General features: G+C 57.8%; 10 protein-coding genes and 1 pseudogene. 5 read left to right on the top strand and 6 right to left on the bottom strand.

Annotation, left to right across the window (positions count from 1 at the left end; translation table 11 throughout):
• Window positions 1–1,167 (bottom strand): outer membrane protein assembly factor BamB family protein (locus VGE80_RS14870; RefSeq protein ID WP_440593209.1); only part of this gene is annotated, 1,167 nt, incomplete at its 3' end.
• 172 nt (window positions 1,168–1,339) lie between these two features.
• On the opposite strand from VGE80_RS14870, the gene VGE80_RS14865 reads away from it, so the two are divergent.
• Genes VGE80_RS14865 through yidD form a run of 4 tightly spaced genes read left to right on the top strand, consistent with a single transcriptional unit; the run spans window position 1,340 to window position 3,400 of the window.
• A complete protein-coding gene (locus VGE80_RS14865) occupies window positions 1,340–2,314 on the top strand; it encodes a DnaJ C-terminal domain-containing protein (protein WP_440593208.1) in 975 nt (324 codons plus the stop codon).
• The gene (locus VGE80_RS14860) at window positions 2,308–2,763 is read left to right on the top strand and encodes a hypothetical protein (RefSeq protein ID WP_440593207.1); all 456 of its coding nucleotides are present in this window, start codon (window positions 2,308–2,310) and stop codon (window positions 2,761–2,763) included. The genes VGE80_RS14865 and VGE80_RS14860 overlap by 7 nt, the downstream gene beginning before the upstream one ends.
• A gap of 2 nt (window positions 2,764–2,765) precedes the next feature.
• A complete protein-coding gene (gene rnpA, locus VGE80_RS14855) occupies window positions 2,766–3,167 on the top strand; it encodes a ribonuclease P protein component (RefSeq protein ID WP_440593206.1) in 402 nt (133 codons plus the stop codon).
• Window positions 3,164–3,400 (top strand): membrane protein insertion efficiency factor YidD, encoded by a 237-nt coding sequence (gene yidD, locus VGE80_RS14850; RefSeq protein WP_440593205.1) that lies wholly within the window; start codon window positions 3,164–3,166, stop codon window positions 3,398–3,400. The genes rnpA and yidD overlap by 4 nt, the downstream gene beginning before the upstream one ends.
• 28 nt (window positions 3,401–3,428) lie before the next feature.
• Here the strand turns inward: yidD and VGE80_RS14845 are convergent, their stop codons facing one another.
• Both VGE80_RS14845 and VGE80_RS14840 read right to left on the bottom strand, forming a co-directional pair.
• Complete coding sequence (locus tag VGE80_RS14845; protein ID WP_440593204.1) at window positions 3,429–6,515, bottom strand: DUF1549 domain-containing protein; 3,087 nt, start codon at window positions 6,513–6,515, stop codon at window positions 3,429–3,431.
• 222 nt (window positions 6,516–6,737) lie between these two features.
• Complete coding sequence (locus VGE80_RS14840; protein ID WP_440593203.1) at window positions 6,738–7,628, bottom strand: hypothetical protein; 891 nt, start codon at window positions 7,626–7,628, stop codon at window positions 6,738–6,740.
• A 249-nt stretch (window positions 7,629–7,877) separates the two neighbouring features.
• On the opposite strand from VGE80_RS14840, the gene mutS reads away from it, so the two are divergent.
• A complete protein-coding gene (gene mutS / locus VGE80_RS14835; protein ID WP_440593202.1) occupies window positions 7,878–10,595 on the top strand; it encodes a DNA mismatch repair protein MutS in 2,718 nt (905 codons plus the stop codon).
• A gap of 75 nt (window positions 10,596–10,670) precedes the next feature.
• Here mutS and VGE80_RS14830 read toward each other — a convergent pair whose 3' ends face one another.
• From VGE80_RS14830 to VGE80_RS14820, 3 genes and pseudogenes are all read right to left on the bottom strand, one after another.
• The gene (locus VGE80_RS14830; RefSeq protein WP_440593201.1) at window positions 10,671–11,798 is read right to left on the bottom strand and encodes an alpha/beta hydrolase; all 1,128 of its coding nucleotides are present in this window, start codon (window positions 11,796–11,798) and stop codon (window positions 10,671–10,673) included.
• Window positions 11,799–11,889: 91 nt separating this feature from the next.
• Window positions 11,890–12,786 carry a carbonic anhydrase gene (locus VGE80_RS14825; protein ID WP_440593200.1) on the bottom strand — a complete coding sequence of 299 codons (897 nt, stop codon included), beginning with the start codon at window positions 12,784–12,786 and terminating at the stop codon, window positions 11,890–11,892.
• 765 nt (window positions 12,787–13,551) lie between these two features.
• Window positions 13,552–13,950, bottom strand: a pseudogene (locus VGE80_RS14820) (class I SAM-dependent RNA methyltransferase); the annotation flags it as partial.

Here is a 13,950-nt window from a genome sequence, read left to right as displayed (position 1 = left end):
CCAGAGTTCACGGCCCGTGTGGCTGTCATGGCCCGAGAGTCCATCGGCGTTTGGGATCATTAATTGTCGGACACCAGCCAGTTCGGCGAGTCGCGGGCTGCCGTAACTGGATTTATGTTTTCCGGCCGACCAGACGAGTTGTCCCGAAATTTTCTGATATGCAGCAACTCCCCGGTCAAATCCCACACCACCGGACACGTCCGATCCGCCCGGAATGACAATGACCAGGTTATCCACCACCAGAGGAGAGCATGACATTCCCCACTCAATGTTGGGGACAGGGGAATTCTCTTTGCCGGCGTCGGCGAGGATGTTGACGGTCCAGATTCGTTTGCCGGACGCCGCGTCCAGGCAGTTCAGGATTCCTGTGCCGCCGAGCGAGTAGAGCAATCCCGAATCGAACTGCGGCGTGGCATGGGGCCCCGGGCCGCCGTTAGCGTCCACGATCGAAAGGATGGTCGTGTCCTCATGCACCCACAATTCGTTGCCGGTCTCGACTTGATAGGCAACGACACATTCCTTGTCGTCCCGTTGTTCTTGCGTGAAGGCGTGGTCTCCAATCACTGCGAACGAGGACCAGGCACGGCCGACGGGGTGCCGCCAGACCTCGCGCGGCGGCTGGGAATTCCAGTCAACGCGAAGGTCTCCCCCAGTGATGACGCCGTCGCGGTTCGGACCCCGGTAGCCTGGCCAGTCGCCAGGTGTGAGTACCAGCGGTTCCTGTTCGGGAGCATTGGCGGCATCCGGTGCAGGGACGCTTTTCGAGGGTCGGTCCTTCAGATATTGGCGTGCGATCTCCTCTCCGCTCGGTTTGGACCGCAACACAAACCGGCGCGGAACCATCGCGCCATCCCATTCCAATCGGTAAAGGCTGAAGAAGGCGACCGTCAACGCCGCGATGGCAGTCAGAGTTCCGAAGCGAACGCCTCGTGACCAGCCCGAAAAAAACGCCCACCAAATGGTGAGGGCGAAGAGTGCGGCGGGCCACACGAACAGCACCGACATCTTGGAGTAGGTCGGGTCTCCCCACCAGTAAGTGAGAAGTACGGCTTGAGCGACGAGCGCAACAGTCAGGATGGCGGCCCCCCAGCGCCAGCGGCCGTTTAAGGACCGGGGTGAGGCAAGGTTCGTCTGGTGAGGCACGTCTGGGGGAAGGGGGGAACTCACGGAATAATCCTCAAACGTAACCAAACAAGCCGCAACGACGTTCAGAATCGATCTTCGGTGGAACTCGTGGAATCGTCAACTGGCTGCCTGGGGTTATTCGCAAAACAACAGATGCTCCTTGTTCGATCTCAGACACAATCTTAGAATTTTCCGATCGGACCTTGAACTCACTGTGAGACATCAACCACTCATGGCAGACGACTACTACAAAACATTGGGCGTTTCGAAAACAGCGAGTGCGGACGAGATCCGCAAAGCCTATCGCAAGCTCGCGCGGGTCAATCACCCGGATGCAAAGCCAAACGATCCGAAGGCCGCCGAGACGTTCAAGAAGATTCAGGAAGCCTATGACGTCCTGAACGATACAGAAAAACGACAGCAGTACGATCAGTTCGGCGCCGATTTTCAGCGGAGAGCTTCGGCCGGTGGTTCGCCCTTCGGTCCGGGGGGGCCGGGTGGGTATACGGCCCACGGAACAGGCCCGATCGATCTGGGTGATTTCTTCGGTAGCGGGGGAATCGATCTGGGCGATCTTTTCAACAGCTCCATGAACCGTGGCACGTCCCGGACGAGTTCGCCGCGAGGCAAACGGGCGAGTGCGTTCAAAGGTGAGGACATCCGCGCGACGGTTCAGGTTCCCTTTGAGACAGCCGTCAAGGGGGGAATGGTTGATGTGCGAATTGATCGAAGCGGCTCCATCGAAACTTTGGGGGTCAAGATCCCGGCGGGGGTCAACGACGGGCAAGTCATTCGACTGGCGGGTCAGGGGGGCGGAGGTTCTTCCAGTGGTATCCCGGGCGATTTGCTGCTGAAGGTTGAAGTTAAGCCACATCCCTACTTCCGACGGGAAGGTGCTAATCTGCTGGTCGATGTTCCCGTCTCTCCCAGCGAAGCCGTGCTGGGGACGAAGGTGGACGTTCCCACGCTCAGTGAAGGGCCTGTCGTGGTCAAAATCCCACCTGGAACGTCCAGTGGGATGAAGCTCAGACTTCGGGGCAAGGGAGTTATCGATTCCGCCACCAAACAACCGGGTGACCAGTTTGTCGTGGTGAAAATCGTCCTGCCCAAGAAAATCACAGAGCGTGAGAAAACGCTCTACGAACAAATCGCCGAAGGAGAAGCCTCTGTTCGTGAGGGGCTATGGTGAAATCAATCGTTGGTTCCTTCGTGCCAGCGGTGGGCTACTCTTGCGGCAGTTGGTTCTTTGTTTTGCCGGTGTTGGTGTCACAGGTCCTGCTGGCCCAGGATCACGAGCGACTGCCGCTGGCGGGGGACTTGCCCCAGTCTGTGGATGCTGTCGGACGAACGGACCAGATTGATGCCCCGGAATCGGGTGTACTCACGACGGATGAGAAGAAACGGAAAGCCTCGATTGCCTTGGCTGCCGTGGGCGGAATTGCCATCTTAGGTGTGGGGATCATTGCAGCGACGATGGTCTGGGCCAGACGATTGAGGCGGCTTGCAAGGAATGTGGGGCCTCCGCAACGAACGATCTGTGATGACTTCTGGTTCCTGAAACCCGCAAAGCCCACTGTCACTGAATCCCCAATCGACGACCCGGATCGTAATCGACGAGGTGATCAAAGAGATGACTAACCATGACTCGGTTCACCTTCACCAAAGCCCAACATCTTCGAGCGAAAGCAGACTTTGAACGCGTTTACGCGCTCAAGTGCAAAGCGGCGGATGGCGTGCTGCTGCTGTTCGCCGCTCGAAGTTCCAGTCCCGTCACGCGGATCGGGCTCAGTGTTTCGCGCAAGCATGGTGGTGCCATTGTCAGGAATCGCTTGAAGCGGCTGCTTCGAGAAGCGTTCCGCTTGAAACAGTACGAGATCCCTCAGGGCGTCGACCTGATCGCCATCCCGCTGGCCAAAGAGAAGGCAAGTCTCGAAGCTTATCAGCACTCACTGGTGAATGTGTCCCGCCGTTTGCAGCGGCGACTGGACCAGAATTCCGCCGAGCCGAGCCGAAACTCTCCGTCTTCCCGGATGCCGCAATGATCATCATTCGCTTGTTGCGAGGATTTCTGGCGGTCGTACTGATCCGCGTCGTTCGTCTTTATCAACGGCTGATCAGTCCCTTACTGGGCAGCAATTGTCGGTTCTATCCGTCGTGCAGCAATTACTTCATCGAAGCTGTCGAGAAATACGGCCCGATCGTGGGGGCGTGGAAAGGGATCTGGAGAATCCTGCGGTGTCATCCTTTTCACCCCGGCGGATTCGACCCCCCTTAGTCATCCGTCGGCCGATCGAGTCGTGAAGTCAGTCGACGAACAGAAATTCGGACGAGTTCCACAGCGCCCGGCAGAATTCCGACAATCCCTGGTCCGCGATGAAGGCCCGGCTGAGTGCGATTTCCTGTTCGTCAGGGATCCGACAGTAAAGCAACTCAAACGCGGCTTTCGCCTGGCTGTCCGGTTGGTTACTGATCTGCCGAAGCCGTTCAGCGAACTGGTCAGCCATTCGCAGGCTGAATGAGTGATTCAGGAGTGAAAGCGCCTGGAGGGGTGTCACCGTCGATGACCGGCGGGGCGTCGTCGTCGAAGGGTCCGGGCAGTCAAAGTTGTCCAGGAAGGGACTCCGTCCGCCGCGCGCTCCCATTCGATACAAAGTGCGTCGGTGAGAGGAGTGGCCGACCGGATCGATCGGATCGTAGAACTGCGTCCCTTTGAAGAAGTACGAGTTTACATCCGAATAGCCTTTCCCACCGAGTTCGGTATTGAGTGATCCGGAAACGGACAGCATCGTATCCCGGACCGCTTCTGCTTCTAATCGACGGGGATTCATTCGCCAGAGGAACCGGTTGCTGGCATCCTGGCGAGCGGCGTCGGGATTGAAGGCGGACGATTGTCTGTAAGTGGTAGAGCTCAGCATCAGCCGGTGCAGTCGTTTCAGCGAAAAACGCGATGCAGAGCTCCTGTTCGCTCCGGCGGCTTCGTTTGGCGCACCTGATCTCGCACTCCCATTCCTGAACTCTTGAGCCAGCCATTCCAGTAAGTCCGGGTGGCTAGGCATTCCCGCATGAAAACCGAAGTCATTCGGTGATTCCACCAGTCCCTGTCCAAAGTGGTAATGCCAGATGCGGTTTGCCATGACCCGGGCAAAGAGAGGATTGCGGGCATCGGTGATCCATTCTGCGAGCTTGCTTCGCCGATGTGATTCGATGGAGTCAGGCCGAAGCTCGAAGGAAGGATTCAGTCCCTTGATGGCCATCAATCCCGCAGGCTCGACCTCTTCTCCCAGTGCAACAACACTTCCTCGCTTATGAACCCTCATTGCCGGGGGCTGGGTCAGTATCGCTGTATAAACCGTCTGCGGACCATTCTTCGCCAGTTCTGCATGGCTCTGCTTCAGGCGATTCAGTCGCTCTTTTGTCGCGATACGCGATGTCTGCCGTTCGGGAGTCAGTCGCGACAGGATCTCATCTTCTGAGACGTACGTGTTGGTGACATCGGCCGAGGCGGCGACTTCGTCCGGCGTGAGAGCTTTGTCAAAAAGTTTGGCGGTGAGGATAGTTCCCGTCAGAATTCGGTTACCACCCGCTTCGGTTCCGTGTCGCAGTCCGAGCAGAATCTGGGATTGCCCCGCTTCGAACGCCATGGCGGCCGATTTTCGGATGGAGATCCCGTAGGGCTGGCCGTTCCGGTAACCGGTAATGATTCCGTCGGCGTGATAAACTTGTGTGAAGACAATCGCCTCTTGCTCGGCCCGTTCTTCGGCTGCCCCCTGATAGGAAAGGGTGCGCTGAAAACCTTCACTTCCCGCCATCCACCGTGCGGCTTCGTTTTCCGCGTAGACAATCGCATCAAATGTCTGGCCATCGAGTGTCTGGAGGCTGATCGCGCCCCCTCCTGACTGGTGCAGTGTTTTCAGTTGAACCCGCACTTCCAGCGTCTTTTCCGCCAAGGCGATGGGCAGGGGGGACGATCGGGCGAACGACTTTCCATCAAGGATGAGACCGTTCGGAGTTCGCTCTGCCGACCCCACTAACGTCAGTTGCAGGTTGCCTGCCTGATCCCGCAGATCCTGGGTAAAGTCCCAGGCTGCGAATGGCTGTGGTTCCCGGTGAGTGACTGAGGATCGCTTTTCCGGGGCACTCCGTGCCGACAGGATGAGCTCGCGAAGGGGAGTCTCTTCCTCTTTCAGTTGCCGGGTCAGTTGTTCGATTTCCGTCTGCCACGCCGCGAGCTGACGGACAACCTCGGGTGGGGTGTACTCGCGATCGCCGTGATTGATCCCGGCCAGCGAAGATGCGATCTGATAGTACTCTCGCGCGGTGATGGGATCGAACTTATGGTCGTGGCATCGGGCACAGTTCACGGTGAGGCCCAGGAACGTCTGAGTGACTGTTCCGACCAGATCCTCGAGTTCATCCTGGCGCATGGTTGCGCGCATCGTGTCGACGACGGGACTGACCGTATCGTGTGCCCCGGCGACCAGAAATCCCATCGCCTTGATCGATTCCGCGTCGTCTTGGCCCAGCACGTCTCCGGCGAGTTGCCAGCGGACAAAATCGTCGTACGCCATGTCTCGATTGAGAGCACTGATGACCCAGTCCCGGTAATGCCAGGCGTTCGGTCGTGGCAGATCTCGCTCGAATCCATTGCTCTCGCCGAATCGGACGACATCCAGCCAGTGTCGTGCCCACCGCTCTCCGTAATGGGGGGATGCGAGCAACCGGTCAATCAGTCGTTCGATGGCATCGGGACGCGAGTCCGCTGCGAACTCGGCCACCTCCTGGGGCAGGGGGGGCAACCCGAGCAGGTCATAGGAGATTCGCCGAATCAGTGTCGAGGCGTCTGCCGCAGCGGACATCGAAAGCTGATGCCTGGCTAATTCGTCCAGTACGAAATCGTCAATCGGCTGCGTGCGGATTTCCGTCATGCTGTTTGAGGGAATCGTGACTTGTCTCAGGGGGCGCAGGGACCACCAGTCGAAGCCTGCGCGATGTGGGGTGGTCACTGCCAGCGGATCGAGTGCCCCGCCGGACCACGTCGCTCCCCCTTCGAGCCAGAGTCTGACGGTTTGTTTTTCCTCGTCTGTCAGCGGGTGTTTGGGGGGCATATCCCCTTGCTCGACCCGTTGCCAGATCAGGCTGGAAAGTGGCTGTGATTCGTCGAATGCAGAACCGGATTCACCACCCGTCAGCAGGTGTTCCCGCGTGGTGAGATCGAGCCCTCCCTGGGGTTCGTCGCCGCTATGGCAGGCGATACATTTCTGAATGAGGAGCGACCGAATCGACTCGGTTGGCTGCGTCTCGGCAGCAACACTCGATCCCAAGGTCAGCAATAGCCAGGTGAATGCCAGAATGCTGTCGACCCAGCGCACACAATCCCTGGCCATTCGCATCTGGTCATTCCTCGGACGTTACGGACTTACCCTCTGGAGAAAGATACCCTACATCCCCCCCGAAAAGTCTGCAACGAGTATTCGTCGAGCCCTCTTCTGCAGCACAGCGAGACGATGAACGGCAGCAGAAGCTCACTTCCGCAAACCGGGACTGAGAGAGTGGACTGACGCGTCGTGTGAAAACGGGCCGGGGACGACATCAACACATCGGGCTCGCTGTCACTACTTGTTGGATGTCACCTTCGCAGTTGCCTCGATAACGGATAACTCTTCCGATCGTTCACGAGCGCGCGCCACAAGTTGTTCGGCTTTGATGATCTGGTCCACACTGAAGTGAGGTGTCTGGGTGAGCAGATCGATCGGAGTTGTGATTAGTTCGCTCAATTCCTGAAAGCTTTTTCCGTTTGCGACGTGCCATGCCGCCGCCTGGGCAGCTTGCTGGTCGACACCCCCCCGACCCACGGTGGCGATCAATTGATGCAGCACCGGATCGCGGCTGATTCTGTTGATGGGAACGAGGGTATATTTACTGCCCGTGGTCGGTTCGGGCTTGCCATGTTCCAGGCAGACCGAGCTGAACGGAAGCGAGATGACGGATTCGGCAGGAATCGAGAACAGGCCTTGTCCCAGCTCGTCGACATTGGGCTTCCCCGGTTCATTTCCGGCAGCCTGCTTATTTTGCAGGAGCGGCATGATGCCGCCCCCGAGGTTCTGCGGGCCGGCTTGATCGCCGCCGGCAGCTTTGCCGAACCCGAAAGCCCCCTGTGCGTTGTTGTCCATTTGCGAGTTTGCGAATTGCGAGTGAATCGATACGGCGGCGACCGCCTCCGGGATTTTGACGGTCAGGGGCTGGTCCAGTTTGTTCTCGATCAGCACTTTGCCACCCCGGGCATTCTTGGGGATCAGGCGGACGGTGACTTTGCCGGAATCGACCGCTTCGAAGAGGTTTACCTGCGTAGCGTCAGGATTGAAGGAAGGGTTCTTGATCGGCTTCCGGAACGTTGTTTTATTCTTCTCCGCGCCGACGACCTCGGTCGGAGAGGCGATCATGAGTCCCAGTGAAGCAGCAGTCACAAGAATTACCGCAAGCGAGCAGACAGATTGGCGAACCATGGGAGTTTCCTTGAGAGAAACCACGAGCGAAGAAGGGACTCCGATTGTACCTGTGCGAAAGTTCAACAGGCAATCCCCGACTTGAGGACGTCGCACAGTTGGTGGCACGATCGCTTCTGACCGAAAATCCGTTCGACGAAGCTGACCATCCGGTCGCGGAAGGGGTGCTGAGGTGGGCGAGGCCCCCGCCGCTCGTTAGAGTGCAGGGGAATTACCGGCTTTCCTCTATCGATTCAACCTGATCCATCCATGACGACAACTCCCGAACGTGCCCCCACCCCTGCCATGCAACGGTATCTTGAGGTGAAGGCGCAGCATCCCAATGCCATTCTGCTTTTTCGCATGGGGGATTTTTACGAGCTGTTCTACGAAGACGCCGTGGTTGCTTCGAAAGTGATCGGGCTGACGCTGACCAGTCGCGATAAAGGTTCAACCAACCCCATTCCGATGGCGGGATTCCCTTACCATCAACTTGACGGCTATCTGCAGAAACTCGTACGCGGAGGTTTCCGGGCGGCGATCTGCGAACAGATGGAAGATCCCAAGCAGGCCAAGGGGCCGGTTAAACGAGATGTGACCCGCGTTGTCACTCCCGGGACCCTGACTGAAGATTCCATGCTTGACCCCCGGGAAAGCAATTTCCTGGCCTGTGTCTTCCCCGCGAAAGATCTCTGCGGGCTGGCATGGCTTGAGGTCTCGACCGGGCGGTTCGTGATGGCGGATCTGGCGCCGGAACACGTCGTCGACGAGATCGCTCGAATCCGGCCTGCAGAATGCCTCATCCCCGAAAAGTCTGAGACACTCCCCCTGGTCCAGATGCTGAACCAGATGAATGGAATGCTGCTCAGTGATCGGGCCCCCTGGTCGTTCGCCGCTGATCAGTGCAAGCGAACTTTGCTGGAACATTTCCAGACGCGCACATTGTCCGGGTTCGATATCGACGAGGATACGCCCGGCGTCACGGCGGCCGGTGCACTGCTTGAATATGTCAGAGAAACTCAGAAAAGTGGACTGGGGCATATCACGCGCCTGGAGCCTTACCGGCGAGGGACCTGTCTGCTGATCGATGAAGCGACACGACGCAGCCTGGAACTGACGCGGACATTGCGGGAAGGACAGCGGGAAGGAAGTCTACTGGCGGTCATCGACGAAACGGTGACACCGATGGGAGCCCGTTTGCTGGGGGAATGGTTGTCGAATCCCCTCACCGATGTTGCCCGCATCAATCTGCGTCTGGATGCGATTGAAGAACTGATGGCAGAAGCGGTTTTCTGCCGTGAACTGCGTGAGCAGCTTCAGGAAGCGTATGACCTCCTGCGTTTGACTGCCCGTGTGGCAACGGGCCGCTGTTCTCCGCGTGATTTGTCTTGCCTGGCGAGAACACTGGCACTGTTGCCCCGGCTGAAAGCCAAGCTGTCGGGTCGAAAGTCTCGTCGGCTGATGGAACTCGAAGGCCGTCTGGATCTTTGTCCGGAACTGCGGGCGGATATCGAGGCCTCTCTGGTCGATGAGCCTCCGATGCTGACGAGTGATGGGGGGATGATACGGGAGGGCTACAACGCGCAACTGGACGAATGGCGGGATCTGGCCCGTGGCGGCAAAGACTGGATCACGCGCTACCAGGCCGAAGAAATTGAGCGGACAGGAATCCCCAATCTGAAAGTCGGTTTCAATCGCGTCTTCGGGTACTACCTCGAATGCACGGCGGCCCAGTCGGATAAGGTCCCCGCGGATTACATCCGTAAACAGACGCTCAAAAACTATGAGCGGTTTATTACCCCGCAGCTCAAAGAGTACGAAGACAAGGTTCTGCGGGCAGAAGGCCAGGCGATCCAGCTCGAGCAGGAACTGTTTAACGCACTGCGGGAACGTGTCGCTCAGCAATCCGCCCGGCTGAAAGAGATTGCCGAAATTCTGGCAGAGATCGACACTCTGGCGGGACTTGCCACGCTCGCGATCAGTGCCCGCTATTGCCGGCCAGAGATCACGCTGGACCCCGTACTGGATATCCGGGAAGGGCGACATCCTGTCCTTGATCGATTGAAGCCAAGTGGCGAATTCGTGCCGAATGATGTCCGCATGGGCAAAAAAGGAAGTTTGACCCGGTCGATTCCGGCTTCCGATTCCAGCGGGGAAGCAGAGGCGTCCGAAACGCAGTCCGCACCACCCGATGCACCGGCCAACCCACTTCCTGAGGGACTTGTCCAGCTCATTACCGGCCCGAACATGGCGGGAAAGAGTACTTATATTCGACAGGCGGCCCTGATCACGATTCTGGCTCAAATGGGCAGTTTCGTTCCCGCCAGTTCCGCCCGGATCGGGATCGCAGATCGTGTCTTTGCCCGTGTTGGCGCCAGTGATGAACTGGGCAAGGGGCAAAGTACCTTCATGGTCGAGATGACGGAAACGGCAAGGATTCTCAACGCCGCAACGAAGCAGAGCCTGGTGATCCTCGACGAGATTGGCCGTGGAACCAGCACCTACGATGGCATCTCGCTCGCATGGGCGATCACGGAATACCTGCATGACGTTACGGGGTGTCGCACCATGTTCGCGACGCACTACCACGAATTGACTCAACTGGCCCAGTCAATGAAGGAATGCGTCAACTGGAACGTCGCTGTCCGCGAAGACGCCGATGATGTCATCTTCCTGCATAAGATCGTTCCGGGTTCCGCAGATAAAAGCTACGGAATCCACGTCGCTCAGTTGGCCGGCGTTCCCCGCCTGGTTCTGGATCGGGCGCGAGTGATTCTCAAGACACTGGAAAGTGACCACGTCGACGAATCGGGGCGAACCCGGGTTCCGGAACGTCGAACAAAACGGAAGATGGAACGTCAGCTCGCGCTGTTTGAAGAAGAAGAACATCCCATCATCGATAAACTGCGCCAGTTAAATGTCGACGAGATGACTCCGATGGCCGCTCTGCAGGAGCTTCATCGTCTGCACTCCCAATTGAAGCAATAACGAGGCTGCCTATCACGGCTCGCGTAGTTGCGGTCAGGGGACGGGCCTACCGCACACAAGAAGGGTCGTGAGGGATTACTTTGTCGGGGGCCCATGATCGCCGCCAGTCGGTGTACGTGGGCTGCGTTGCCGCTTCAGTAATTCGAGGGCAGCCACAAAAGCCAGTAACAAACCCGCCATGACAACTCGTCGGTCAAGAAGAGTTACGCTCTGGCCCTCTTGAGCAGTGGGCGTGACATTAGAGAGAGCGGAATCTGGTTCGGCCTCAGCCGGGCGACCTGTAGACTGGATAGAAATCTGTGATTGGACCTGTTCGAGGAAGCTGCGTAACCCTTCCTGCAGCAGCGCCGAATCTCTCTGCGAGTCGTACACATCGTTATGATCGGTGGTGGGCATGACGATCTGCTGCTTGGCGATCCCCGACGTTGATTCGGCGGGAGCGGCATCGAACAGTCTCTGCCCGTTCTCGAACGGAACGATCTGGTCTTGCTGGCCGTGAATCTGAAGAATCGGACACGTCACCGAATTTATCCTGCGATCCGAGGGATAGCGGTCCACAAGCAGCACGGCGACGGGAAGCCATGGAAAATGCTTCTGAGCGACTGCGACCAGCGAGTCGAACGTGGATTGCACAATCAGCCCTCCAGGCTCGATCCCCGATTTGCAGAGTTCGCCCGCTAATCGCGTCGCGACCCCACCCCCCAGCGATTCACCGTAGATCACAATCCGGCGGGGTGAGACGTTCAGCTCTTCGGTCAGATAATTCCAGATCGATCGGGCGTCATTCGCAAAGCTGGCTTCGGAGGGTGTGCCGGGATTGTCCCCGTAACCGCGGTAGTCAACGAGCACTACATGCGCATTCAGGGATGTCAGCACCTCCATCGGCACAAGCCGCCTTGAACGTTGTCCGGCATTCCCCGGAAAATAGAGGATGACCGGGTTGCCTTCCTTCTCCAGCAGGTTCAGGGCCTCGCTCTCATTCTTTCCGGTCCGATTCCCCGCGATCAGTAACCAGCCATTCAGGGTCAAACCGTCGTGAGACTTCACCTGGATGTCGATCACTGATGTCCGCGAAATTGCCTGTGCAGCAGGAAGGCTGGCTGAACGTGAGGGGTGGTAAATCAGTGATCGCTGAAAGAACACCAGTGGAATCAGGCACGTCAGATAGACCTGGATCGCCAGTATGACCAGTCGTTCGGCCATGCGCATGTACCTTTCCCAATCAGCAGAGTCGACCCAGTGCGGAAGCCTTAGACGAGCATCGATTGGGGTGCCCGTTGCCAGAGTGATTGAACTAACTTTGTGAGGCGATCAGAGATCCGGATTCATGGTCCTGGTTATTCAACGACATCACTTCCGTTACGACTTCGAAGGCATAGTCGGCCAGCTCTTTGGCGTTCCTGGGGGCGGAGCGCAGGCGTGGCTCCTCGGGGCGGAACTCGGGGCTGCTTTGGACACGCAGGGATTCGAATTCGTAGACGCCGAAGACGACGCGAGGTCCCTCTTTGTCATAAAGGTCCAGTTCACGCTGGAGTTCCAGTGCCGAGACGGCGGCGTTGACGTAAGAGGTGACTGCAACCAGGACGGATCGGAATTTGGCCTTGTCCGTGATCGGCGAACCCAGATATGTTTCCAGGGCGTGCGTGGCCCCTCTGACGGCGATCTGGATCTGATCCACCAGAGAACGCAGAGGGAAGGTGCAGGCGATGTTGGCATAGGCGTCCGGTGACAGATTCGTGTCGACTGCGGCTGTCACGGCACCGCACTTGGCATGACCCAGGACGACAACCAGCTTCAAGCTTTCCTTCAGGTTCCTGAGTGCGTAGTGCAGCGAGCCAAGACACTCGGACCCGAGGACATTACCGGCGATACGCAGGACGAAGAGATTGTTAAAGGTTTGATCAAATACCGCTTCGGTCGGCACACGCGCGTCAGAGCAGCCAAGGACGGCGGCGAAGGGGGCCTGCGTCGGGACGGCACCGGGGAACAGCGGGAGGCCCCAGGTCATGGGACTCATCGGAAGAATCATGGGCTCGCCCGTCGATTCTCCCAGCGTATGCTGCTGCATTCGATCGACGATACTTTTGAAGCGATCATTACCTTGCACCAGTTCGCTGATCGCGGCATCCGCATCGGGGATCTGTCGAGCCACAATCGGCGCAAACGGATCGTATCGGTAAATGACGTCCATCTTAAACTTTCATTTGTGTGCAATTCAGTCAGCGCGGCGAGAAATGGAAGGGCATTGTGTTCGTCGAAGCAGCCAACTGCAATACGTGACTGGGAATCTTTGACGCTAATGACGGTTGCCGTCGGGTCTGCGTTTTTTATTGTCTAATGCAGGCTGCGTGAAGTAGTGGATCAAGAAAAAGTGAACTGCCCAACCACCGTAACCGCTGTAGAAGTGTTCGGGTAAATCACAACGCTCGGTTCCTCGGATGATCAAGCCAACGGGAATCATTGTGATGCAGATGAGCCCCAGCAAAAAACTGATGCGATGAAGTATGGGCCTCATCTTTGTTCGGGGCGGATGAGATATTTCCGCAACGGGCCTCGTCAAATGCTGGCACAAGGCGAAGAGCCAGGCGAGCGTGAGTCCAGTCACGGTGCCGAATCGTGAAAACTCCGTGTGCCGCACGAGTGCCGTGATCCACCCGATGACGACAAGACTGACGGCGGTCAGGCTGAGAAGAGTGCTGATCTAGTAGACCCGCTGGCGCATGGGAAGGCCCCACTGGCATCCGAGATGCGACTGGTGCGGTATCAAACTCCATCCCCTCCAATGCGTCCCATGAGGTGTACACGGGCATGATCGTCAATTGGGGGTGAGGAATTCTTCCGGGCTCGGTTCAGAATGGCAAGCCAGTCGATCTCACTTCAGCAGGTTCCACATGGGATCTGCCTGCCCTGTCGACAGGCTAAGAAGAGTGGGGTGCTTAGCTCTGTAGGCGACAGATTAGTGATCTGGGCTGGACTGTTGGTCCTGGTCAGCATCTGCCGGGCCGGCCGGAATTTCCCACGGCGGACGTGGGCCGAGATACTGATAGTAGTGACACTCAATCCGACCGTTATAGAGCTTTCGGCGACGTGTCGCCCGGCGTCGGAAGAGGCGTTCAAAGCCCGGGTGTGATGTCAGGACGTAGATCGACCAGGTGTTCAGCGGCTCGAACGCGTCTGCCATGTCGTCATAGATATCGGCGGCCGATTCGCTGTCCCCGATTCGCTCTCCGTACGGGGGGTTCGTGATGATGACGCCATATTCGAGGGATGTCTTCAGTTCCAGAACGTCCATTTGTTTGAACTCGATGTCACCACCGACTCCGGACTGGATGGCATTGTTCTGAGCAACTCGCAG

The sequence above is a fragment of the Schlesneria sp. genome, from assembly GCF_036405755.1.
In the GTDB taxonomy this organism is placed as follows: domain Bacteria; phylum Planctomycetota; class Planctomycetia; order Planctomycetales; family Planctomycetaceae; genus Schlesneria; species Schlesneria sphaerica.
This window is presented reverse-complemented; position numbering and strand designations above follow the sequence as displayed.